General features: G+C 60.8%; 18 protein-coding genes and 1 tRNA gene. 10 read left to right on the top strand and 9 right to left on the bottom strand.

Annotation, left to right across the window (positions count from 1 at the left end; all coding sequences use genetic code 11):
* Positions 1-50: 50 nt before the first annotated feature.
* A complete protein-coding gene (locus FLQ44_RS06965; RefSeq protein WP_170252860.1) occupies positions 51-1,181 on the top strand; it encodes an MraY family glycosyltransferase in 1,131 nt (376 codons plus the stop codon).
* Positions 1,182-1,235: 54 nt separating this feature from the next.
* On the opposite strand, the gene FLQ44_RS06960 is transcribed toward FLQ44_RS06965, so the two are convergent.
* Both FLQ44_RS06960 and FLQ44_RS24570 read right to left on the bottom strand, forming a co-directional pair.
* A complete protein-coding gene (locus tag FLQ44_RS06960; protein ID WP_147693748.1) occupies positions 1,236-2,540 on the bottom strand; it encodes a nucleotide sugar dehydrogenase in 1,305 nt (434 codons plus the stop codon).
* Between the two features lie 166 nt (positions 2,541-2,706).
* On the bottom strand, positions 2,707-3,441 hold the full coding sequence (locus FLQ44_RS24570) for a peptidylprolyl isomerase (protein ID WP_147693746.1): 735 nt from the start codon (positions 3,439-3,441) through the stop codon (positions 2,707-2,709).
* A gap of 204 nt (positions 3,442-3,645) precedes the next feature.
* Between FLQ44_RS24570 and FLQ44_RS06950 the strand changes: the two genes are divergently transcribed.
* Both FLQ44_RS06950 and FLQ44_RS06945 read left to right on the top strand, forming a co-directional pair.
* Positions 3,646-4,146 (top strand): GNAT family N-acetyltransferase, encoded by a 501-nt coding sequence (locus FLQ44_RS06950; protein ID WP_206208710.1) that lies wholly within the window; start codon positions 3,646-3,648, stop codon positions 4,144-4,146.
* Positions 4,147-4,273: 127 nt separating this feature from the next.
* Positions 4,274-5,524 (top strand): nitronate monooxygenase, encoded by a 1,251-nt coding sequence (locus tag FLQ44_RS06945; RefSeq protein ID WP_147693745.1) that lies wholly within the window; start codon positions 4,274-4,276, stop codon positions 5,522-5,524.
* A 75-nt stretch (positions 5,525-5,599) separates the two neighbouring features.
* On the opposite strand, the gene FLQ44_RS06940 is transcribed toward FLQ44_RS06945, so the two are convergent.
* A complete protein-coding gene (locus FLQ44_RS06940; RefSeq protein WP_147693743.1) occupies positions 5,600-6,484 on the bottom strand; it encodes a sulfite exporter TauE/SafE family protein in 885 nt (294 codons plus the stop codon).
* A gap of 182 nt (positions 6,485-6,666) precedes the next feature.
* Here FLQ44_RS06940 and FLQ44_RS06935 point away from each other — a divergent pair, with 182 nt between their 5' ends.
* Positions 6,667-7,353, top strand: coding sequence for a MarC family protein (locus FLQ44_RS06935; protein WP_240801202.1), 687 nt, complete (start codon positions 6,667-6,669; stop codon positions 7,351-7,353).
* A 48-nt stretch (positions 7,354-7,401) separates the two neighbouring features.
* Here the strand turns inward: FLQ44_RS06935 and FLQ44_RS06930 are convergent, their stop codons facing one another.
* A complete protein-coding gene (locus tag FLQ44_RS06930; RefSeq protein ID WP_147693741.1) occupies positions 7,402-7,674 on the bottom strand; it encodes a SemiSWEET transporter in 273 nt (90 codons plus the stop codon).
* 152 nt (positions 7,675-7,826) lie between these two features.
* On the opposite strand from FLQ44_RS06930, the gene FLQ44_RS06925 reads away from it, so the two are divergent.
* The 3 genes from FLQ44_RS06925 (at position 7,827) to FLQ44_RS06915 (ending at position 10,223) form a co-directional block, all read left to right on the top strand.
* Positions 7,827-8,588 (top strand): sulfite exporter TauE/SafE family protein, encoded by a 762-nt coding sequence (locus FLQ44_RS06925; RefSeq protein WP_147693739.1) that lies wholly within the window; start codon positions 7,827-7,829, stop codon positions 8,586-8,588.
* 71 nt (positions 8,589-8,659) lie between these two features.
* Positions 8,660-9,355, top strand: coding sequence for a TerC family protein (locus FLQ44_RS06920; protein ID WP_147693737.1), 696 nt, complete (start codon positions 8,660-8,662; stop codon positions 9,353-9,355).
* A 394-nt stretch (positions 9,356-9,749) separates the two neighbouring features.
* Entirely contained in the window at positions 9,750-10,223 is a 474-nt protein-coding gene (locus tag FLQ44_RS06915) for an Lrp/AsnC family transcriptional regulator (protein ID WP_147684815.1), read from the top strand.
* A 348-nt stretch (positions 10,224-10,571) separates the two neighbouring features.
* Here FLQ44_RS06915 and FLQ44_RS06910 read toward each other — a convergent pair whose 3' ends face one another.
* The 4 genes from FLQ44_RS06910 to FLQ44_RS06895 all read right to left on the bottom strand — a co-directional run bounded on the left by FLQ44_RS06910 (position 10,572) and on the right by FLQ44_RS06895 (position 17,874).
* Complete coding sequence (locus FLQ44_RS06910; protein ID WP_147693735.1) at positions 10,572-11,423, bottom strand: 23S rRNA (adenine(2030)-N(6))-methyltransferase RlmJ; 852 nt, start codon at positions 11,421-11,423, stop codon at positions 10,572-10,574.
* A 105-nt stretch (positions 11,424-11,528) separates the two neighbouring features.
* Positions 11,529-12,647, bottom strand: coding sequence for a hypothetical protein (locus FLQ44_RS06905; protein WP_147693733.1), 1,119 nt, complete (start codon positions 12,645-12,647; stop codon positions 11,529-11,531).
* Complete coding sequence (locus tag FLQ44_RS06900; RefSeq protein ID WP_147693731.1) at positions 12,644-15,484, bottom strand: ATP-binding protein; 2,841 nt, start codon at positions 15,482-15,484, stop codon at positions 12,644-12,646. Before FLQ44_RS06900 ends, FLQ44_RS06905 begins: the two co-directional genes overlap by 4 nt.
* Before the next feature lie 227 nt (positions 15,485-15,711).
* On the bottom strand, positions 15,712-17,874 hold the full coding sequence (locus FLQ44_RS06895) for a malate synthase G (RefSeq protein ID WP_147693729.1): 2,163 nt from the start codon (positions 17,872-17,874) through the stop codon (positions 15,712-15,714).
* Between the two features lie 133 nt (positions 17,875-18,007).
* Here FLQ44_RS06895 and FLQ44_RS06890 point away from each other — a divergent pair, with 133 nt between their 5' ends.
* Together FLQ44_RS06890 and FLQ44_RS06885 are read left to right on the top strand one after the other, a co-directional pair.
* Positions 18,008-18,904 carry a LysR family transcriptional regulator gene (locus FLQ44_RS06890; RefSeq protein WP_147693727.1) on the top strand — a complete coding sequence of 299 codons (897 nt, stop codon included), beginning with the start codon at positions 18,008-18,010 and terminating at the stop codon, positions 18,902-18,904.
* 165 nt (positions 18,905-19,069) lie between these two features.
* Positions 19,070-19,154: transfer RNA gene (locus tag FLQ44_RS06885), tRNA-Tyr, on the top strand.
* Positions 19,155-19,358: 204 nt separating this feature from the next.
* Here the strand turns inward: FLQ44_RS06885 and corA are convergent.
* Positions 19,359-20,330: a magnesium/cobalt transporter CorA gene (gene corA / locus FLQ44_RS06880; protein WP_147693725.1), complete on the bottom strand. Its 972-nt coding sequence runs from the start codon at positions 20,328-20,330 to the stop codon at positions 19,359-19,361.
* Between the two features lie 250 nt (positions 20,331-20,580).
* On the opposite strand from corA, the gene FLQ44_RS06875 reads away from it, so the two are divergent.
* Entirely contained in the window at positions 20,581-22,332 is a 1,752-nt protein-coding gene (locus FLQ44_RS06875) for an ABC transporter transmembrane domain-containing protein (protein ID WP_147693723.1), read from the top strand.
* Positions 22,333-22,350 lie beyond the last annotated feature (18 nt).

Raw genomic sequence — 22,350 nt, 5'->3', positions numbered from 1 at the left:
TTTAGTGATACGGACCCGTTTTTACGCTTGGACTTTCTGATTGTAAGTTAATGGAAATCTACTTGTTTTTTTCAAGCCTTGTGTGCTCGCTGGTGGTGGCGATGTTGATCATTCGCTACCAACATCTGCATGCGCGTTTTTCGCTGGATCACGATCTGGTAGGGGTACAGAAATTCCATGTTACGCCAACGCCTCGGATCGGTGGGGTGCCCGTTTTCAGTGGCTTTCTTGCCGGCGCACTGGTTTATGGTTGGCAGTCGGATGTTGCAGAAATCGGTTTGTTGCTAGTTGCATCGCTCCCCGTGTTTCTGGCTGGCTTGCTGGAAGACCTGACTAAGCGGGTTAGTCCCATGGTGCGTTTGCTTGCTGCATTTTTGTCGGCGGGCCTGGGTGTCGTGTTGCTCAATGCTGTGCTGGTGCGTTTAGGCTTGCCCCTCATAGACGGAGTGCTGGCTGCTTATCCCGTGTTGGCAGTGCTGGTGACTGTTTTTGCTGTCGGTGGTGTATGTCACTCGGTGAATATCATTGATGGCTATAACGGTTTGATGGGTGGCGTGAGCGTACTGGCCTCCCTAGCTTTTGCCTATGTTGCCTACCAGCTGGGCGATATGCTGTTGTTTTCGGTATCTTTGTCTTTGGTTGCCGCTTTGTTGGGTTTTCTTGTGTGGAACTTTCCGCGGGGGCTGATTTTTGCGGGGGATGCCGGTGCCTATTTTGTTGGTTTCATGCTGGCAGAGCTGGCTGTGCTGCTGGTGGCACGCCACCCCCAAACGTTATCTCCATGGTTTCCTCTATTGGTGTTAATTTACCCGATTTTCGAGACAGTTTTTACTATTCTGCGGCGGCGTCAGCGTAAGATGGCGGCGGGTATGCCTGATAGCATGCATTTTCACCAAGTAGTGTACAAGCGCTTGGTGCGTTGGATGATCGGTAGGAGTAATGCTAAACACTTGCTTAAACGCAATAGCATGACAGCGCCTTATTTGTGGGCAATGGCGCTGCTTACAGTTTCTCCAGCTATGTTATTTTGGCAGTATGAACTGGTGTTGCAGCTTTTCTGTATTTTATTTATCGCAACTTATGTTTGGTTATACAAGCGTATCGTACGGTTCCGTTCGCCGCGATGGCTTGTGTACCGCAAGGTAGCGAAAGAGAAAGACCCGTTAACACAGCATGATTAATTCATTTCTTGCTGTGAAAATAAAAAAGCCGCCATTGGCGGCTTTTTTATTTTCTTATGCTTTTATGATATTGCTGGCGGGGCTCAGGTATTTTCCCCGGCTATCCACTACTAGCTGGGCATGCTGGCGGATCATGTCGTAGTCGAATTTGTCATGGTCGGTGGCCAGTAATACGCAGTCGTATGTGGCCAGGGTGTCTGCTGATAATGCTACGCTGGCCAGGTCGAAGTGGTGTTCGCGCATCTTGGGGAAAGTGGGCACGTGCGGGTCGCTGTAGCTGATCTCGGCGCCCAGGTCGCGTAGTTTTTCCATCAGGAACACAGACGGGCTTTCGCGCATATCGTCTACGTTTTTCTTGTAGGCGATACCCAGTACCAGAATTTTGCTGCCGTTGATGGCCTTTTTGCGTTCGTTCAGCGCCGAGGCAATTTTGCTCACCACATAGTCTGGCATGGACGAGTTAACTTCGCCGGCCAGCTCGATAAAGCGGGTGTGCACACCGTACTCGCGGGCTTTCCAGGTCAGGTAGAACGGGTCGATAGGGATGCAGTGGCCGCCCAGCCCCGGGCCGGGGTAGTAGGGTACAAAGCCGAATGGCTTGGTGGCGGCGGCGCGAATCACTTCGTGAATGTCGATACCCATTTTGTCGGCCACGATTTTCATTTCGTTGACCAGGCCGATGTTGACCGCGCGGTGGATGTTTTCCAGCAGCTTGGTCATTTCGGCGGCGCGGGTACTGGATACCGGCACCACTTTATCGATCACTGCACCGTACAGCGCTACGCCGATTTCCTGACATGCTTCGGTAATGCCACCGCATACTTTGGGGATGGTGCGGGTGGTGAAGTTCGGGTTGCCCGGGTCTTCGCGCTCTGGCGAGAACACCAGGAAGGCATCCTGGCCTACCTTGAAACCACGCGATTCGATGCGTGGCAGCAGCTCTTCGTCGGTGGTGCCGGGGTAGGTGGTGGATTCCAGCGATACCAGGTGGCCGGCGCGCAGGTGCGGTACCAGGCTGTCGATGGTATTCAGCACGAAAGACAGGTCTGGTTCACGGTATTTGTTTAGCGGGGTCGGTACGCACAGGATCAGCGCATCGGCTTCCGGAGCGCGGCTGAAATCGGTGGTGGCTTCGAAGCCGGCAGCGCGGGCGCTGGCGATGCTGTCGGCGCTGATGTGTTCGATATAGCTTTTGCCGGCGTGCAGGGCATCGACTTTGCTCTGGTCGATATCAAAGCCCAGTACCTTGTAGCCGACTTCGGCAAAGCGCAGCATCAGCGGCAGGCCGACATAGCCCAGGCCGACAATGCCGATGACGGCAGATTTGTCTGCAATACGGTTCAGGAACGCGTTTTTCACAAAGTGTCTTCCATTAATCAATAAGCGGCGCTGCAGGGTGGGGCTGCCGCGAATGGCAGGTATTTTACGCCAAAACACGCAGGGCAGCAGGCTGTGCTTGTTGCGGCCTGTATAAAGCAAAAAGCCCTGCCGGCCATGTGGCGGGCAGGGCTTTCATCAGGCTGACTTACAGGGCAGGCATGCTGAAGCCCTGAATGTCGGCGGTTTTTACCAGCGAGCTCAGGTATTCATGCATGGCTTGGCGGCCGGCCATTTCGTTCAGGTACTGCTGCAGACGCGGGAACACATCGGCAAATGCCAGTTGGCCGCCTTCGGCGCGCTGTTTTACCTGGATGATGTGGTAGCCAAACTGGGTTTCTACCAGGCTTGGGGTGATCTGGCCGGCTTCGGTGCTGAAGACGGCTTGTTCGAATTCCGGCACCATCTGGCCGCGGCCAAACTGGCCCAGATCGCCACCTTGTTTGCCGCTAGGGCAGGTGGAGTGCTCGGCTGCCAGGGCAGCAAAGCTGTCCGGGTTGGCTTGTACTTGTTCCAGAACGCCTTGTGCCTTGGCTTTGGCCAGCGATGCGGCCAACTCGTCGCCCTGGCCCAGCGGCAGCAGGATGTGGCTGGCTACAGCGCTTTCGCCCTGCTTGAAGTATTGCGGGTTGGCGTCGTAGTACGCCTGGCAGGCGGCTTCGTCCGCCGGGGTGAAGCTCAGCTCCTGGTCCAGCAGGGCGCCGATGGCCTGGCCTTCGTTGGCCGTGTCAAAACCACTCTCGCTGGCTTTTTGCAGCAGCAGCTGGTGCAGTACCAGCTGTTGAACGGCGGCGTCGCGCGGGCTGGCGGTGTCTTCGTGGTTTGCCTGCTCGGCCTGCACCATGGCTTCGGTGATTTCTACGCCGTTTACGGTAATGGACATGTCGGTTTCCTGTGGAGAGTTGGTCTTTTGCTGCCGGCTATCTGGCGCAACAGGGCAGTGTATGAGGGCAGTTTCCGTAATATCAATAGCCGGGTTATGGATTTATGTGCGAAAAATCCACCTGGCGGGCCTGGGGGCAGACGCCGCTGCCTGGCTGCGGTACAGTGCCGGCTGTTTGTCACTTTGTCAGGTGGCCTGGCTGCCATGCTCCCTATTGTTACTACCCGTTTGCGCCTGCGTGAGTTTGTGCTGGCGGATGCCCCTTTTGTCTTGCTGCTGCTGAACGACCCGGATTTTATCCGCTTTATTGCCGATAAGCGGGTTCGCAGCCTGGTGCAGGCACAGCAGTATCTGGCCGATGGCCCTTTGGCTAGCTATGCGGCCAACGGTTTCGGCCTGTGGTGTGTGGAGCGCCTGTGCGATGGCCAGCCTGTGGGGATGTGCGGCCTGATACGCCGCCATAACGTGCCAGATGTAGACGTAGGCTATGCCTTTATGCCGGCGGCGCGTGGCTACGGTTATGCGGTAGAGGCCGCGGCGGCGGCGCGGGCTTACGGCCTGGGCGAGCTGGGCCTGCCGCGGGTGGTGGGCTTTATCGACCCGGCCAACCTGGCCTCGGCCCGTGTGCTGCAGGCTATCGGCTTGCAGTCGCAGGGGCTGGTGGCATTTCCCGGCGCAGAAGGTGATACCGAATTATTTGCCTGACCTGCCATGCAGGCCAGGGTTGGCCGCAGCCGTATGGAATACCGGCAACGAGCAAATGCTCTATTTTGTTGGATTTTATCGAGTTGCTTGGGCGATAATGCCGGCCATCTAAATGGAGAGATGTGTAATGCGTTGTCTGGATGATTTCCGTCTGCACCTTGCGGGCAAGGACCTGGTGCCCATCATGCAGGGTGGCATGGGTGTGGATATTTCTACTGCAGCCCTGGCGCTGGAAGTGGCCCGTCTGGGTGGTATCGGCCACATTTCCGATGCCATGCTGCCTACCGTGGCAGACCGTCGCTATGACACCAAATACGTCAAGAACAAGCTCAAACAGTACAAGTTCAACGTAGAAAACACCGACAAGTCGGTAGTGAAGTTTGATCTGGAAGAGGTGGCCGAGTCGACACGCCTGCACGTCGAGGCCACCATGAAAGCCAAGCAGGGTGACGGGCTGATTTTCATCAACTGCATGGAAAAGCTCACCATGAACGCGCCCAAGGACACGCTGCGTGTGCGTATGCGTGCCGCCATGGACGCCGGCATTGATGGTATTACCCTGGCTGCCGGCCTGCACCTGGGCTCGTTTGCACTGATCGAAGACCACCCGCGTTTCCACGAGGTACAGCTGGGTATCATCGTGTCGTCGCTGCGCGCCCTGCAGCTGTTCCTGAAGAAAACCGCCCGCACCAAGCGCTTGCCGGACTATATCGTGGTCGAAGGCCCGCTGGCCGGTGGCCACCTGGGCTTCGGCATGGACTGGCAGGACTACCACCTGGAAACCATCCTGGTCGAAATTCGCGACTGGATGCAGGCTGAGGGCCTGACCATTCCGCTGATCGCCGCCGGTGGGGTGTTTACCGGTGCCGACGCAGTGCGCATGCTAGAGCTGGGCGCACAGGGTGTGCAGGTAGCCACCCGCTTTACCGTGACGCACGAATGCGGCCTGCCGGACAAGATCAAGCAGGAATACTTCCGCGCCAGCGAAGAGGATATCGAGGTCAACCAGCTGTCGCCTACCGGCTACCCGATGCGCATGATCAAGCAGTGCCCGGCCATTGGCGATGGCATTCGCCCCAACTGCGAAGCCTATGGCTACCTGCTGGATGCCAGCGGCAGCTGCCAGTATATCGAGGCCTATAACCGCGCAGTAGCCGCCCACCCGGGCGAGCGCCGGGTGAAGGTGATGGATAAAACCTGCCTGTGTACCCACATGCGCAATTTCGATTGCTGGACCTGTGGCCACTACACCTACCGCCTCAAGGACACATCGCACCGCCTGGCGGATGGCAGCTATCAGGTGCTGAGCGCCGAGCACGTGTTCCGCGACTACCAGTTCAGCACGGAAGGTGTAGCCCTGCCCGCGCAGGCCAGCTAAACCGTACGCCGTGCCTGAAACGACAAAAGGTTGGCCGCAGCGGCCAACCTTTTGTGTTGATGGGGTGTAGTGCGTTCAGGCTAGGGCTTTGTACAGGTTCCAGGTCGACAAGCCAGTGATCAGCAAGCCTACCACCGTCATCAGGGCGCGTGCGGGCAGGTAGCGCGTGGTCCACGCGGCCAGCGGGGCGGCAACCATGCCGCCGATTACCAAGCCGGCAATCAGCTCCAGCTGCTCGAATACACCGATAAACACCGCAAACGACGCGGCACCGGCTACAGACAGGAAAAACTCTGCCGCATTCACCGAGCCAATTACCGTGCGCGGGGCGCCGCCACGGCCGATCAGCGAGGTCGTCACCACCGGGCCCCAGCCGCCGCCACCGATAGAGTCCAGCGCGCCGCCCAGAAAAGCCAGCGGGGCAATACGTTTGGGTTGGCCACGATCCGCCAGCTGCTGGCGCGCTTTTAGCAGGATATAGATGCCCATCAGCAACAGATAAGCCGACACCACGGGCTTGATGATGCTCACATCGACAAAAGCCAGCACGGCTGCGCCCGCTATCCCGCCCAGTACGCCCGGTACCACCAGGCGCTTGAACAGCTGGCGGTCGATATTGCCGAATTTCAAATGCGATAGCCCGGATGCACCGGTCGTGAAAATCTCGGCCAGATGAATGCCGGCACTGGCGGCGGCAGGCGGCACGCCAGCCGACATCAGCGCGGTGTTGGCGGTGACGCCATAGGCCATGCCCAGTGCGCCATCGATGATCTGCGCCATAAAGCCAATGGCGATGAAGGTCCAGAACAACGGGTCGCTGGTCCAGCCGCTGGCAGCCAGTAGCGCTTGGCGGGCGGTGTCACCCAGGTGCAGGGTGCCGGCCAGCTGTAATAGGCCGGCGCTGGCCAGTACGGCCAGTAGCGAGTAGATAGTCCAGTGGCGGCGCAGTCTGTGCAGCATGGTGAGGCTCCGGATAAGGTTGGCTGCAGTGTAGAGCCTGCCTTTATCACCCCAAAGCTTGATTTCTGATGTTCTTAGCAGGTTTTTTCATAAAGCAGGTGGCCGTATTGCGCCAGCGGGCTGGTAATGCCGGGTGGCAATGCTAGAATCCGCTCATTCTTTACTAAGCTTGGTGCCCGTGCATGACCCCGATGATGTCGCTGTTTGTCAGCAAGTTCCTGTTTGTGGCAGCCGCCTTGCTGCCCATCATCAACCCGCCCGGCCTGGTGCCTTTTTTCATTTCGCTTACCGCGCACAATAGCCAGCCGCAGCGCGCGTTTCTGGCGCGACGCATCGCGATTTACTGCTTTCTGTTGCTATTGGGCAGCATGTATATCGGTGGCTTTGTGCTGAGCTTTTTTGGCGTGTCGCTGCCGGTTGTGCAGCTGTCCGGTGGCCTGCTGATTACCTTTGCTGCCTGGCGCATGCTGAACGACGCACCGGCTGAAGCTTCGCCGGGCGTAGAGACAATAGAAAACCGCGAAGTGCTGAAGCAGCGGGCGTTTTACCCGCTGACCTTTCCGCTGACAGTTGGGCCAGGCTCTATCTCGGTAGCCATTACCGTGGGCGCGTCGCTTAGCAGTGCAGGCCGTGGCCTGGAAAAATTTGCCGTGGCCCCGCTGGCGGCGGTGGCGGCAGTGGCTGCGATCAGCGTGCTGACCTGGTGGTGTCTGACCCACGCCGACAAGCTGATGCGCTATCTGGGCCGTACCGGCTCGGTGGTGTTTCTGCGCCTCACGGCCTTCATCCTGCTGTGCCTGGGGGTGCAGATCATCTGGGAAGGCTTCTCTGGCTTGGTAGAGCCGCTGCTGAAAAGCATAGGCAAATAGACACTGCCGCGGATGGTGGCTAAGTAAAGGGGGCGTGGCCCCCTTTTTTCATGATGCTTGGCGGCTAGCGCGTATCTCGCGCCACTTCATGGCCAGAATGATGGACGACAGCAGCAGCGTCATGCCGTTGGCCAGCACAATGGGCAGCGCCCCCAGCAGCAAGCCGTAGGCTAGCCAGGCGGCTACGCCGGCTACCAGCATCAGGTACATGGTGAACGAAATGCTGCGGGTGTCGCCGGTACGCAGGGTGCGGATGACTTGTGGCAAAAAACTGGTGGTGGTGAGAAAGGCGGCAATATAGCCCAGCAGGTCGGTGCTCATGGTGGTGGCGCTTTGGCGCAGTAAGGGCAGAGCCGATACTATCCGCGTACAGGGCAAAATCTGCACGCAGTGTTTTGTCGATAAAACCGCAATGCCCCGACAGCGGGTATATATCCCGTTACAATGACGCCTCGCAAAAAAACGGGGTATGTATGTTTACGCTGGCTTTCCTGTGCGTCTTTGCTTTTCTGGCAGGCCTGATCGATGCAGCGGTCGGCGGTGGCGGGCTTATCCAGATACCGGCGCTATTCAACGCGCTGCCGCAGGTGTCGGTGGCGACGCTGTTTGGTACCAATAAAATGTCATCTGCGGTGGGTACCGTGTTTGCTGCACGCTCCTATCTGAAGCGGGTGACTATTCTATGGCGGCTGGTGTTGCCGGCGGCAGCGGCGGCTTTTGCCATGTCGTTCGCCGGTGCGGCGGCAGTAAGCTATATCCCGGCGCACTATATGCGCCCGCTGGTGCTGGTGCTGCTGATCGTGATGGCCATTTACACGTTCCGCAAGAAACAGCTGGGTGCCACGCACGCGCCGGTGGCGATAGGCCGGCGCGAGATGCTGGTGGGCCTGGCCATTGGCGGGGGTATCGGTTTTTACGATGGCCTGTTTGGCCCCGGCACCGGCAGCTTTCTGATGTTTTTGTTTGTACGCTTTTTTGCTTTTGATTTCCTGCACGCCTCGGCCTCGGCCAAGGTGGTGAACCTGGCCACCAATGTGGCGGCGCTGTGCTTTTTTATCCCGAGTGGCAATGTGCTGTTTGGCTACGCCGTGCCCATGGCGGTGTGTAATGTGCTGGGCGCCCTGGTGGGTAGCTGGCTAGCCATGCGCAAGGGGGCGGGGTTTGTGCGGCTGCTGTTCCTGGTGTTGGTGAGCGTGCTTATTTGCAAGCTGGCTTACGATATGGTGCTGGCCTGACAGCTAATTGAAAGTTTCCGCAGCGATAATCACGGCTGCTCGTTGTAAAAGTTTTGAGGGAGGATGACAAGATGTTTGAAATGATGGGTGAAAGCACCTTCTGGATTTCTGTGCTGCAGATTATCGCCATTGATATTCTGCTGGGTGGCGATAACGCGGTCGTTATCGCCCTGGCTTGCCGCAGCCTGCCGGAAGACCTGCGCAAGAAAGGCATTTTCTGGGGCGTGGTGGGTGCCATTGGCCTGCGCGTGGTGCTGATTGCGTTTGCATTGCAGATTCTGGATATCCCGTTCCTGAAACTGGTAGGCGGCCTGCTGCTGCTGTGGATCGGTATGAAGCTGCTGGTGGGTGAGGACGACGATGGCCACGACGTAGACGGCAGTGCCCACCTGTGGGGTGCGGTCAAAACCATTATCGTGGCCGATGCCGTGATGAGTATCGATAACGTGATTGCCGTTGCCGGTGCATCCGGTGGCCATATGCCGCTGGTGGTGTTCGGTATCGTGATCAGTATCCCCATCATTGTATGGGGCAGCCAGATCGTGATGAAGCTGATGGACCGTTTCCCGATGGTGATTACACTGGGCGGCGGCCTGCTGGGCTGGATTGGCGGCTCCATGCTGCTGAGCGATAAAGGCCTGACCGGCTTTATCGGTACGCTGCCTGCCTGGTCGCATCAGGTAGGTGGTGCGGTAGGCGCAGCGCTGGTGGTGATTACCGGTACTGTCCTGGCCAAGCGCAAGGCTGCGACGGCCAGTGCCGAGTAAGCCGGCACCGTGTCCTTGAAAAAACCGCCTGCGGGCGGTTTTTTCGTATCCGTTTTTTGTATCTGCCCAACACGCATGCGGCCAACCCTGAAGGTTGGCCGCATGCGTCCGGCGCGCTGCCGGCATGTCTTTTGTCCCGGGTGCTTATGCCCCTTGTTTTACGCCTGCAGCTTGTGGCCCTTGTGGGGTGGCTAGCTGTGTGTGCAGCCCGTAGCGTGGGTGGCTGGCGGTGGTCAGCGCGCGGGTGGCGCGTTGTCTGCGGTGCGTGTCAGTGTGTTTACTGTACCGTGCGGCCCGCAGAAGGTGCTTTTGATTGGCCAGCTGTTTTGCTATGGTGCTGGATAAATCTTCTGCCATTGCGCAAAATGGCGGAACGATCTACCGGAGCTACGCCATGGAAGAAAATACCTACAGCCTGAGTGCGCAAGACAGAAAGATTCTGCGCGAGCTGCAGCACAATGCGCGGCTATCCAATGCCGAGCTGGCCGAGCGCGTGGGCATGTCGGCCAGTGCCTGCTGGAACCATACCCGCCAGCTGGAAAAAGAAGGCTATATCCAGGGCTATGTGGCGCTGATAGACCAGAAACGCATGGGTCTGCGCGATACGGTGTTGATCGAGGTTACCCTGAACGCGCACGAGGAAGACACGCTGGCACGCTTTGGTGCCGAGCTGGCGGCGCTGCCCGAGGTGCTGGAGGCGCACCTGGTGTCGGGCGAATACGATTACCTGATCAAAGTGGCGGTAGACGGCACCGCCGGGTACGAGCGCTTCCTGCGCGAGAAGCTATACAAGATCTCCGGCATTCGCCACAGCCGTTCGCACTTTACCCTGCGCTGCATGAAGTCGGTGCCGTCGGTACAGGTGTAAGAGCCTGTTCAAGGTCTTTTAGCGACTGCGCTGGCCTGGCAAAGGGTCAGATGCCAAGCGGACGCTGCCGGCCTTGGTCATTCCAAGGCCAAGGCGGCCAACGCCGCAGATGGCGGTTTGCCAGGCCAGCCCTGCGGGGCCAGTGGCTACCGGCGCATCGCGGTGTCGAAGCGCCCTGGCAGTGAATGACACTGCGGCGGGCACTTCTCCTGGCGCTGCATCCGGTAGTCACTGGCCGCAGCCGTGAAAAGACGTTGAACAGGCTCTAAGCCGGGCTGTACGTGAAGCACACACAGCAAAGCGGCCAACCTTGTCACGCAAGGTTGGCCGCTTTGTCATGGGCAGGGCTTAGTTTTCGCGGTATTCCAGGCTGTGCCAGGCACCGTCGTCTACTGCCAGGGCCTGGCTTAGCCAGGGCAGGGTTTCCTGCAGTGTGGCGTGCAGCGTCCACGGCGGGTTGATGATGAACATGCCGCTGCCGTGCATGCCGAAGCCGTCCTTGGATGGCGTGCGCACCGTCAGCGTAGCGTCCAGCCAGCTGTGGCAGGGCAGGCCTTTCAGGTCTTTCACCATCTCCTTGATCTCGGCGCGCTGCAGCAGCGGGTACCAGATGGCGTAGGTGCCGGTGGCAAAGCGTTTCAGCGCTTCTTTCATGGCTTTAACCACGTGCTGGTAATCGGCTTTGTCTTCGTACGGCGGGTCGATCAGCGTGAGGGCGCGGCGCGGCGGTGGCGGCAGCAGCGACTTGATGGCTTCAAAGCCGTTGGCACGCTCTACGCGTACACGGCGGCCGGCATCGGCAAAGCAGTCTTGCAGCAGCTGGTGGTCGCTGGGGTGCAGCTCGAACAGGCGCAGCTTTTCGCTGCCGGCCATGGTTTCGGCGGCAAACCACGGCGAGCCGGGGTAGTAGCGCAGCGCGCCGTCGGCGTCGGTATTGATGGCAGCCACCACGTCCAGGTAGCGCTTGACGGCCGCGGGGGCGTCGTCGCGCTGCCACAGGCGGGCCACGCCTTCGGTGTATTCGGCGGTTTTGGTGGCGTAGCCTTCGGTGAGGCTATAAGCGCCGGCACCGGCGTGGGTGTCGATATACCAGAACGGTTTGGCTTTCTGGCCCAGGTAATCAATGATCTGCACCTGGATCAGGTGTTTGAGCACGTCGGCGTGGTTGCCGGCGTGAAAGGCATGGCGGTAGCTCAGCATGGGTGGTGCACGGTATGAAGTTGGCCGCCATTGTAGCGCATCGGCTGCGCGGCTGCCCGCGCGGGCAGGTAGCAGGGCCGGCGTAGCCGCCGGCCCTGCAGGGGCTTAGCGTTTTTTGCCTACTGCCGGTGCGCAGTTTTGCGTGGCGGTGGCGTAGCTGGTGTTCTTGATCGAGGTGTAGTACAGGCGGCAGGCTTGTACTTCGTTTTTCCAGGTTTGTGTGCAGCTGTCCATGGTGGCTTTGGCATCGCCGGCCGGGTTTTTGCCCATGGCAGCTTGCCAGCAGGCGACGGTCAGGTCCTGGCGCATGATGCTGATGCCCTGGCTGTCGCTGCCGGCGTTCCAGATCAGGCTGGGGTGGTTGCCGATCGCTACGGGTACCTGTTTGTTGCTGCCGATGTCCAACGGGAACTGGTCCAGCACGCGCAGCGTACCCAGATTGAACTGTTTGGCCAGCCATTGCCGCGCCGGGCTGCCCAGTACCACCATGGGGCGGGGGGCGCTCTGGCCGGCTTTGGGCGCAGTCCAGCTTTGCATCAGCGCCAGGGTGTAGGGAGTGAAGGTGTCGTACACGCCTTCCAGTGCGGCGCCGGCATTGGCGGGCGCGGCGATGGGGGCGATGTCGTCGATGGTCTGGTACAGGCCGTTCTGGCGCACGTCCACGCCATTAAAGCCCAGCAGGTTGCCCCAGCGCACGGTGGTGGCGGCGCTCAGGTAGTCCTGCGTGTCGTTCAGCACGGTGTCTGGCGGGAAGTGCAGCAGCTGGACGGTGTTGTGGTTGCGCAGCGCCATGCCCAGTGTCAGGAAAAAGCGCCAGCTGCTTTGCCACTGCGGGGTCTTTTTCAGCTCTTCGGCTTTGGCGTAGCCGATGTCGCCGATGTCCAGATAACTGCGGATGGCATCGCTGTAGTCATCGGGTACCGGGTATTTGTTTTCGTCTTTGTTGGCGGGGTTGGCCGCACGGTTCAGGTCGGCGTACAGGCGGTCATCTTTGCGGTAGATACGCACGGCCGAGGTGTAGCCATCGCGCTGCACGCTCTGGCTTAGCCAGTGGCTGACGGTTTGTTCCAGCGAGCTATCCGGGGCGGGGCAGTTGCTCAGGCAGTTGGGGTAGGAAAACAGCCGGGCGGCGCGCTCGGCAGTGCCCAGGTCCACAATCAGGTTGTCCGCCATGGCCAGCGGGCTGAGCAGCAGGGTGAGGCTTAGGGTGGCAAAGCGTGTCATTTGCTTTCTCTGTGCGTGTGTTGCGGTGGGTCGAAATGGGCGCTTAACCCGGCCTGGATGTCGTCGATGGCGCACGCCAGCGCTTCTACCAGCTGGGCGGGCGGGGTGCCGGCTTTGGCTTGCGCATCCAGCTCTTTGGCTAGCTGCTGCATGTGCGGTGCGTTGATGTAGTGCCCGACCGATTTCAGGTTGTGGGCAATCAGCTGGATGGTGTCGTTATCGCCTTGCTGCCAGGCCTGGCGCAGCTGGCTGGCGTCGTCTGCGTGGTGTTGGCGGAACTTGCGCAGCAGCGACTGGAACTGCTCGGTGTTGAGCGACATGGGCAGCGGGCCTGGCTGTATGCCTGGCAGGGTGGGGGGGCTGGCGGCCGTGTCATTGCCGGCCGGTGGTGCCGGGTCTTGCTGGCCGATGAAGCGGCACAGCAGGCTGTATAGCTGCTCGGGTGTATAGGGTTTGCTCAGGTGCTCGTCCATGCCGGCTTCCAGGGCTTCCTGGCGGGCGGCGTCAAAGGCATGCGCGGTGACGGCAATGATGGGCAGGGTAGTGAGCCCCTGGGCGCGGATCTGGCGCGAGGCTTCCATGCCGTCCATGACCGGCATGTGTACGTCCATCAGCACGGCATCAAACAGGCCGTGCAGCGCCATTTCTACCGCTTGCTGGCCGTTTTCGGCGCAGCTTACACGGGCGCCGGCTTCTTCCAGCAGCTCGCAGGCTATCTGGCGGTTGATTACGTTGTCTTCTGCCAGCAGGATCTGTTTGCCCTGCAGGCAGCCGCGCTTGTTGGCCGCCTGGCTGGTGGTGGGTAATGGCTGGGCTTGCTGTTCGTGCAGAATGGCCTGGCGTACCTGCTCCGGGCTAAGGGGCTTCACCAGTAGCGGTACCGGGCTATCGTATTCTGCCGTGCTGCTGCTGTAGCGCGGGGCAATCAGCAGGATGTCCGGTTCGCGCCCGGGTACCAGCCGGCGCAGGTTGGCCAGGTGGTCTGCTGCGTTGGTGTGGTCGGGTAGCTCGGCCAGCAGCAGTGCCGGGGTCACGTCGCCATGCTGGTATAGCAGGGCGCGGGCGGTGCCGATGCCGCTGGCGCTGATCACGCTCAGCCCCATGCCTTGCAGCATGGCGCAGGTGTTGTCACGTATGCCGTCGTGGCGGTGAATCAGCAAGGCGGTTTTCTGCCCGGCCAGCGGGCGCACCTCGGTACCGGCTTCAAAAGGCAGGGTGATGGCAAAGCTGAAGCAGCTGCCCTTGCCCGGGCTGCTGGCGGCACTGATCTGCCCGCCCATGGCCGCCACCAGCTGCTGGCAGATAGCCAGGCCCAGGCCGGTGCCGCCGTAGCGGCGTGTAATGGACTCGTCTGCCTGCGTAAATGGCTGGAACAGCCGTGCCAGGTGGGCTTCGTCTATGCCGATGCCGGTATCGCTCACGGCAAAGCCCAGGGTCACGACGCCATCTCCCGCCGCTTGCTGGGTGTGGCGGCTGATGTGCAGGCAGACTTCGCCGCTGTCGGTGAACTTCACCGCATTGTTCAGCAGGTTCAGCAGGATCTGGCCCAGCCGTACCGTGTCGCCACTCAGCACGCGGGGTACGTCCGGCGCAATGTCGATAATCAGCTCCAGCTGCTTGCTGTCCAGCTGCGGGCGCAGCTGGTCGGTCAGCGAGCCGATAAAGCTTTCCAGCTTGAAGGCGCGCTGCTCCAGCTGCAGGGTGCCGATTTCAGAGCGCGAGAAATCCAGAATGTCATTGATGATCACCAGCAGCGAATTGCCGGCGTGGTGGATTTTCTGCAGATAGTCGCGTTCGCGCGGGCTGCTGCTGTGCTGCAGCGCCAGGTTGGACAGGCCGATGATGGCGTTCATCGGTGTGCGGATTTCGTGGCTCATGCGCGCCAGAAAGCCGGATTTGGCGCGGTTGGCTTCTTCGGCATGGCGTACAGCCTGTTGCAGCTCGCCGATCCAGCTGCGCACAAAGCGGTAGCCCAGCGACGCCATGGCCAGGAACATGATGGACAACACCATGTAGACCGATGACGACGACGCGGTAATCAGCTCGGTGGCCTGCTGCCAGCCGGCTAATGTGTTCAGATCGGTGCTGGCGGTAACGGCCTTGTGGCTGAGCCAGAAAGACAGGGCGATATACATATAGACGCCAACCACCACCATGCTGGCAGCCAGCAACATCCAGCGCAGGCTGGTGCGCGGGCTATTGGCCAGCTGGAAGAGTGCGCGGTTGCGCCAGTTGCACACCGGGTCGGCCACGATAGCCAGGATGGGGGCGGTAATGAACAGCATCTGCAGCAGGTTGCCCAGCCACCAGCCCTGCCACAGGCCAAAGGCGTCACCCGAGGCCATCTGGTTGGTGTGTATCCAGATAAATGCCCCACTGGCGCTGAAAACGCTGCTGAAGAATGCCAGCAAGCCATAAAACAGCAGCGAGTCCATGCTGCGCAGGTTAAGCGGAATCGCTATGGCGCGGTAGGCGATGGTGAAGACGGTCAGGCCCAGCGGGTTAGCCAGGGCAAACAAGGCTGCCCAGCCGGGGGGCAGCCCTGCATAGACGGACAGGATGAAGGTAGACAGGAAAGCCGGAATGGCGCCCCAGGCCAGGCCAAACAGCAGTGTCCATAGCAGGCAGATAGTTAGCGGCGGGTAGGCAGAAACATAAAACGACACGCCGCCAAAATGCATGGCCATGCCCGACCACTGGAAGATGACAGCGCCCAGCCCCAAGGCAATGCACGCAATGGTAGATAGTACCCATGCCAGCAGCAGCAGGTTGCGCGGCGTGTTGGCGCTTATGCGTAAGCGACGTAGGGAAATGGGGCGATAGTTGCCGTTTCCCATGGGGCGATTGCTTTGTATATCCACGCTGCGGTCCTGTCGGATAGATAAATCGGCTGCTGCAGATAGGATTTTGGCATAGGAGCGTGGCTTTTGTGTGTTAGATATTGGCAAAATTCAATAAAAAAGCGACGCAAAATAGCGTCGCTGGGGAGTCCGCTGTCAGCTTGGTGTAATTGGCAAGCAAATACTACAAGCTGATGCGGCAGTTTGTTTTTAATGGGGCGGTTTTACCGGGCTTTGGCCACCAGGCGCCAGGCATGCAGCAGGGGCTCGGTGTAGCCGGATGGCTGGGCGCAGCCTTTGAAGACCAGGTCGCAAGCTGCCTGGAACGCTACCGAGCTGTCGAAGTGGCCTGCCATGTTCTGATAGGCAGCATCACCTGCGTTCTGCTGGTCTACCACGGCGGCCATGCGTTGCAGGGTTTCCGTTACCTGGGCTTCGGTCACGATGCCGTGGCGCAGCCAGTTGGCAATATGCTGGCTCGAGATACGCAGCGTGGCGCGGTCTTCCATCAGGCCCACGTTGTGGATGTCCGGTACCTTGGAGCAGCCCACGCCCTGGTCCACCCAGCGCACCACATAGCCCAGAATGCCCTGCGCGTTGTTGTCCAGCTCTTGCTGGATATCGGCAGCGCTCCAGTTGGGGTTGGCCGCCACCGGGATGGTCAGCAGGGCGTCTTGCAGGTCTTCGGCCGGCTGGGCTTCCATGCCTTTCTGTACGTCTTGCACGTTTACCTGGTGGTAGTGCAGGGCATGCAGCACAGCGGCGGTAGGCGACGGTACCCAGGCGGTGTTGGCGCCGGCTTTCGGGTGGCCGATTTTCTGTTTCAGCATGTCGGCCATCAGGTCCGGCATGGCCCACATGCCTTTGCCGATCTGGGCGCGGCCACGCAGGCCACTGGCCAGGCCTACTTGCACGTTGTTGCGCTCGTAAGCTTGAATCCAGCTGCTGGTTTTCATGTCGCCCTTGCGGATCATCGGGCCCGCTTCCATCGAGGTGTGCATCTCGTCGCCGGTGCGGTCCAGGAAGCCGGTATTGATGAAGGCTACGCGGTGGCGGGCGGCGGCAATGCAGCCCGCCAGGTTCACGCTGGTGCGGCGCTCTTCGTCCATGATGCCCAGTTTTACCGTGTATTGCGGCAGGCCCAGCAGGCTTTCCACTGCGCCGAACAGCTCGTTGGCAAAGGCCACTTCGTCCGGGCCGTGCATTTTTGGCTTCACGATATAGATGGAGCCGGTACGCGAGTTGCCGCGGCGCTGCTGGTCGTGCAGGGCGATCAGCGTGGTGACCACGGCGTCCATGATGCCTTCCGGAATCTCGCGGCCTTCGCCGTCGATAATGGCCGGGTTGCTCATCAGGTGGCCCACGTTGCGGATGAACAGCAGGCTGCGGCCGTGCAGGGTCAGGCTGCCACCGGCTGCCGCGCTGTACTGGCGGTCGGCGTTCATGCGGCGGGTGAAGGTCTTGCCGCCTTTGGCTACGTCTTCGGTCAGCGTGCCTTGCATCAGGCCCAGCCAGTTGCGGTACACCACCACCTTGTCGTCGGCGTCCACAGCGGCCACCGAGTCTTCGCAGTCCATGATGGTGCTGATGGCAGCTTCCATCACGATGTCTTTTACACCGGCGCCGTCCTGGGCACCGATGGCGCTGTTTTTGTCGATCTGGATTTCAAAGTGCAGGCCGTTGTTCTTGAGCAGTACGGCAGTCGGGGCGGCGGCATCGCCGTTGTAGCCAATGAATTGTGCCGGTTGTTTCAGGCCGGTGCTGCTGCCGTTTTGCAGCAGCACTTCCAGCTGGCCATGGGCCACGCGGTAAGCGGCGGCCTGGCTGTGCGAGCCGGTTTCCAGCGCGGCCGCCTGGTCCAGGAAGGCGCGGCCAAAAGCGATGACCTTGCCGCCGCGTGCCGGGTTGTAGGCCCCGGCGCGGGTGGCGCCGTCGTCTTCGCTGATGGCGTCGGTGCCGTACAGCGCGTCGTACAGGCTGCCCCAGCGGGCGTTGGCCGCATTCAGGGCGTAGCGGGCGTTCATGACCGGCACTACCAGCTGCGGGCCGGCTTGTTCGGCCAGCTCGGTATCAATATTGCTGGTGTCGATGCGGCTGTCGGCCGGGGCGGGCTGCAGGTAGCCGATGCTGCCCAGAAAAGCCTTGTAGGCGGCCATGTCGGCAATCGGGCCAGGCTGCTGGCGGTGCCACTGGTCGATTTCTGTTTGCAGGCGGTCACGCTCGGCCAGCAGGGCACGGTTCTTGGGCGCCAGGGTGTGTACCAGCGCATCGAAGCCTTGCCAGAAGGCTTCGCTGGCCATGCCGGTACCCGGCAGGGCTTCCTGTTCGATAAAGTCGTGAAGGTTGGCCGCAACGGCGAGGCGATGCTTCTGGATACGTGCAGTCATGGAAGGCTCTCTAGTGTCGTGTTGCGCGGCTGCGCATTGGTTTGGAATAAGTATCGATGGCGTCAGTGTAGCCATGTTGCTGCGCTGCGCAAAGCGCTAAAATGCCATAACATTTTTTACTTTTGGTGCATCAATGGCCGCGCTAAAGCAGCTGGAAACCTTTGTTTCAGTGGTGAATCTAGGCAGCCTTTCTGCCGCTGCCAGGCAGGAAGACGTGGTGCCGGCCATTATCGGCCGCCGGCTGGACGCGCTGGAAAACCGCCTGGGCGTGAAGCTCTTGGTGCGCACCACGCGCAGCATTTCGCTGACCCAGGAAGGCTCGGCTTTTTACGAGGATTGCCTGCGCATTCTGGGGGAGCTGGCCGAGGCAGAGTCTGCCGTGGCCAGCGGCAGCGCGCGCGCCCGTGGGCATTTGCGGCTATCGGCCCCGGCTGGTTTTGGCCGCCGCCATGTGGCGCCGCATGTGGCCAGCTTTTTGCGCCAGCACCCGGATATCCGCATCACGCTGGACCTGTCCGACCGCCTGACTGACCTGGTGCGCGACCGCATCGACTGCGCTATCCGTATTTCCGACCTTGCCGACTCCAGCCTGATCGCCGTGCGGCTGGCCGAAAACCGCCGCGTGGTGGTGGCGGCGCCGGCCTACCTGGCGCAGCGCGGTACGCCCAAGGCGCTGGCCGACCTGGAGCAGCACGATTGCCTGTCGCTAGGGGAAAGCCAGAGCCGTGGCTGGACCTTCAAGGTGGGCGGCGAGCTGGTGAACCTGAAAGTGCGTGGCGCGCTGGAGTGCAACGACGGTGCCGTGCTGCACGACTGGGCGCTGCAGGGGCTGGGCCTGACCTGGCGCTCGATGTGGGAAGTAAAGGACGACATCACCGAAGGCCGCCTGGTGACGGTGCTGGACCGCTTTTCCTCGCCAGACTACCCGGTGTATGCCGTGGTGGCGCAGCGCAAGTTCCTGCCGGGCAGGGTGCGGCTGTTTATCGACCACCTGCGCGAGGTCTACGCCGCGCCGGGTTACTGGGATTAAGCTGGCGCTGTGGTGTGCTGCGTAGCGGTATGGCCGCTACCGTGGCGGTGCGGTAAGTATTTGATAAATCATGCCGTGCTTTTGCTTATCGAAAAAAATGCAAAAAAATGGCAATCAGGGGCTTGACGGGGGAGGGACGCATTGACATAATCCGCCTCCTGTTCTGGCGGGGTTCCCGAGCGGTCAAAGGGATCAGACTGTAAATCTGACGGTTCTGCCTTCGAAGGTTCGAATCCTTCCCCCGCCACCAGAATACTGAAAAGCCCGTGTTGAAAGACACGGGCTTTTCGCTTTTGACAAAGCCCGCCTGCCTTGCTCGCGGGTTTTGTCTTGTCAGTGATAAGACAGCCTGGGCCCGCGTCTAACAGTGCGGGCTTTTTCATGGCGGCACTGTTTGCTGGGCTGCATGCGGCCAACCTGGCCACAAGTTGGCCGCACGGGCGGGCTGATGACACTACAGCCAGCCCGACTTCTTGAAACGCCACCACAGCACCCCATCCAGCACCACCATGATCAGCAGGGTGGTCGGGTAGCCGGTAACCGACTTCAGCTCCGGCATGTGCTCGAAGTTCATGCCATAGATACCGGCAATCATGGTGGGCACGGCAAACAGCGCCGCCCAGGCCGCCAGTTTTTTGCTGACGCTGGAATCGTCCAGCGAAATCATGGCCAGGTTCACCTGGATGGCGGTGGACAGCATGTCACGCTGTGATTCCAGGTTGCGGATGATGCGCGCCAGGTGGTCGTCCACGTCGCGATAGTAGTCTTGCAGGCCGCCGCACACCCGCGGCACGCGCCCGCCGTGCAGGCGGGCGGTGGCTTCGTGTAGCGGCACCAGGGCGTGGCTGACCATCACCAGCTTGCGTTTCAGTGCGTACAGGTCTTGTATGTTTTGCCGTGCCTGGCCGTTGCGCGAGAACAGCCGTTCTTCCAGCGCTTCCAGCTCGTCTTCCAGCTGGTGCATCACCGAAAAATAGCGGTCTACCACGGCGTCCATCAGCGCGTAGAACACAAAACCGGCACCGTGCTGTAGCAGGTGCGGCTCGCGCTCGCAGCGTTCGCGCACGTTCTGGAAGCCTTTGCGCGTGCCATTGCGGATGGACAGCACGTAGTTGGCGCCGACAAATACATCCACCTCGCCTTCGTTCAGGTTGCCCTCGTCGTCTAGCTGCAGGGTTTTCATCACGCAGAACAGCATGTCGTCGTATTCGTCCAGCTTGGGCCGCTGGTGGCCGTGCTGGGCGTCTTCTACAGCCAGCTCGTGCAGGTCGAACTCGCGTGCCAGCTGGCTGATTTCGCTGGGTAGCGGGTCTTTTAGCGCCACCCAGACAAAACAGTCTGGCCGGCGCAGGTAATCGTGTATGTCGGTGCTGGCGATATCGCCCAGTTTCTGGCCGTTCTGGTAGGCCACGCAGTTGATCAGCATGCGGCGTGTCTCGTTATGGTTATGGTGCCGGCCTGGGGTGGCGGGTGTGGTTTTGAGACATTGTTGTGCCTGCTGTGGCACATTGCCAGCTTCATGTACGGCACGCCCCGGCGGGACTGGCTGGCTTGCCTGGCGGTGTTGGCAATAAATGCCGTGCATGGCTGCCGTGGCGCAGTGTCGTTGCCGGGCTCTTGAAATAGCAGGCGTTTGCGGCCATCTGCAGGGTTTATATCTTTCTTGGGGTGCTGTGGTGAATAAACCAAGCCTGCTGCAAAAACTGACGCCGCTGGGCGGTTTGTTGCCCTTCATGCGCCCTTATCGCGGCCGTTTTGTGCTGGCGGGGCTGTCGCTGCTGGTGGCGGCGGCGGCAACGCTACTGCTGCCGGTGGCGTTTCGCTACCTGGTGGACCATGCCTTTAGCCAGCGCCAGGCGGTAGACGGCTACTTTCTGGCGCTGTTTGGCCTGGCCAGCGTGCTGGCACTGTTTACCGCGCTGCGCTTTTATCTGGTGTCGTGGCTGGGCGAGCGCATTACCGCAGACTTGCGTAGCGCGGTGTACCGGCACGTGGTGGGTATGAGCCCGGAATACTTCGAGACCCTGCAAACCGGCGAAGTGCTATCGCGCCTGACCACCGACACCACGCTGGTGCAAACCGTGGTGGGCACCAGCTTGTCAATGGGCCTGCGTAATGTGCTGCTGATGCTGGGCGGCTTGGTGATGCTGGCGGTGACCAGCCCCAGCCTGACCGGCTATATCTTGCTGACGCTGCTGCTGGTGGTGGTGCCGATTCTGGTCTACGGCCGCCGCGTGCGTGCGCTGTCGCGCTCCAGCCAGGACCGCATTGCCGATTCCAGCGCCATGGCGGGCGAGGCGCTGAATGCCGTACAAACAGTGCAGGCTTTTGCGCAGGAAGGGCACGAGGTGGCGCGCTTTGATGTGTCTGTCACGCGCAGCTTTGATACCGCGCTGGCGCGCATTGTGGCGCGCAGCCAGCTCACCGCCCTGGTGATCTTGCTGGTATTCGGTGCCATTGTGTTCGTGCTGTGGCTGGGCGCCCACGCCGTGCTGGCCGGGCAGATGAGTAGCGGTGAGCTGGCGCAGTTCATCCTGTACGCGGTGGTCACCGCTGGTGCCATTGGCGCCGTGGCCGAGGTCTGGGGTGACTTGCAGCGCGCAGCTGGTGCCACCGAGCGCCTGCTGGCGCTGCTGGCACAGCGCTCGCCAGTGCAGCCGCCCGCACAGCCCTTGCCGCTGCCGCCAGAGGGCGAGGGCCTGCAGCTGGACAATGTCACCTTTGCCTACCCGTCGCGCCCCGGCCAGCCGTCGCTGCAGGGGCTGAACCTGCAAGTGCGCCCCGGCGAACAGGTGGCGCTGGTGGGCCCGTCCGGCGCTGGTAAAACCACGCTGTTCCAGCTGCTGCTGCGCTTTTACGACCCGCAAGTTGGCCGCATCCTGCTTAACGGTGTGCCCATAGACCAGCTGGACCCGGCCGCACTGCGCCGCCATATCGGCATTGTGCTGCAGGACACGGTGATCTTTGCCGCCAGCGCACTGGAGAACATCCGCTACGGCCGCCCCGACGCCAGCGACGACGAAGTGATCGCTGCCGCCCGTGCCGCCGCCGCGCACGATTTCATCGAAAAGCTGCCCGAGGGCTACCACAGCTTTCTGGGCGAACGCGGTGTGCGCCTGTCTGGCGGCCAGCGCCAGCGCATTGCCATTGCCCGCGCCATCCTGAAAAACCCGCCCATTCTGCTACTGGACGAAGCCACCAGCGCGCTGGATGCCGAATCGGAACAGCTGGTGCAGCAGGCGCTGGAGCACGCCGCTGCCGGGCGTACCACGCTGGTGATTGCCCACCGCCTGGCCACTGTGAAGCAAGCAGACCGCATTATCGTGCTGGAAGGGGGGCGCATTGTGGCCGAAGGCCGCCACGAGCAGCTGCTGCAGACCTCGCCGCTGTACGCCAGGTTGGCCGCACTGCAGTTTGGTCACGACTAGGCGTGGCGGCGCAGCGTG

Source organism: Vogesella mureinivorans, from assembly GCF_007644035.1.
Classification (GTDB): domain Bacteria; phylum Pseudomonadota; class Gammaproteobacteria; order Burkholderiales; family Chromobacteriaceae; genus Vogesella; species Vogesella mureinivorans.
This window is presented reverse-complemented; position numbering and strand designations above follow the sequence as displayed.

Excerpts from the sequence above, each read along its gene's own strand:
- FLQ44_RS24570 (WP_147693746.1), bottom strand. The coding sequence starts at position 3,441 with ATGTCCATTACCGTAAACGGCGTAGAAATCACCGAAGCCATGGTGCAG.
- FLQ44_RS06915 (WP_147684815.1), top strand. The coding sequence starts at position 9,750 with ATGGAAGAAAATACCTACAGCCTGAGTGCGCAAGACAGAAAGATTCTG.
- FLQ44_RS06945 (WP_147693745.1), top strand. The coding sequence starts at position 4,274 with ATGCGTTGTCTGGATGATTTCCGTCTGCACCTTGCGGGCAAGGACCTG.
- FLQ44_RS06930 (WP_147693741.1), bottom strand. The coding sequence starts at position 7,674 with ATGAGCACCGACCTGCTGGGCTATATTGCCGCCTTTCTCACCACCACC.
- corA (WP_147693725.1), bottom strand. The coding sequence starts at position 20,330 with ATGCTGATCAACTGCGTGGCCTACCAGAACGGCCAGAAACTGGGCGAT.
- FLQ44_RS06940 (WP_147693743.1), bottom strand. The coding sequence starts at position 6,484 with ATGCTGCACAGACTGCGCCGCCACTGGACTATCTACTCGCTACTGGCC.
- FLQ44_RS06905 (WP_147693733.1), bottom strand. The coding sequence starts at position 12,647 with ATGACACGCTTTGCCACCCTAAGCCTCACCCTGCTGCTCAGCCCGCTG.
- FLQ44_RS06895 (WP_147693729.1), bottom strand. The coding sequence starts at position 17,874 with ATGACTGCACGTATCCAGAAGCATCGCCTCGCCGTTGCGGCCAACCTT.
- FLQ44_RS06910 (WP_147693735.1), bottom strand. The coding sequence starts at position 11,423 with ATGCTGAGCTACCGCCATGCCTTTCACGCCGGCAACCACGCCGACGTG.
- FLQ44_RS06965 (WP_170252860.1), top strand. The coding sequence starts at position 51 with ATGGAAATCTACTTGTTTTTTTCAAGCCTTGTGTGCTCGCTGGTGGTG.
- FLQ44_RS06900 (WP_147693731.1), bottom strand. The coding sequence starts at position 15,484 with ATGGGAAACGGCAACTATCGCCCCATTTCCCTACGTCGCTTACGCATA.
- FLQ44_RS06950 (WP_206208710.1), top strand. The coding sequence starts at position 3,646 with ATGCTCCCTATTGTTACTACCCGTTTGCGCCTGCGTGAGTTTGTGCTG.
- FLQ44_RS06920 (WP_147693737.1), top strand. The coding sequence starts at position 8,660 with ATGTTTGAAATGATGGGTGAAAGCACCTTCTGGATTTCTGTGCTGCAG.
- FLQ44_RS06935 (WP_240801202.1), top strand. The coding sequence starts at position 6,667 with ATGACCCCGATGATGTCGCTGTTTGTCAGCAAGTTCCTGTTTGTGGCA.
- FLQ44_RS06890 (WP_147693727.1), top strand. The coding sequence starts at position 18,008 with ATGGCCGCGCTAAAGCAGCTGGAAACCTTTGTTTCAGTGGTGAATCTA.
- FLQ44_RS06925 (WP_147693739.1), top strand. The coding sequence starts at position 7,827 with ATGTTTACGCTGGCTTTCCTGTGCGTCTTTGCTTTTCTGGCAGGCCTG.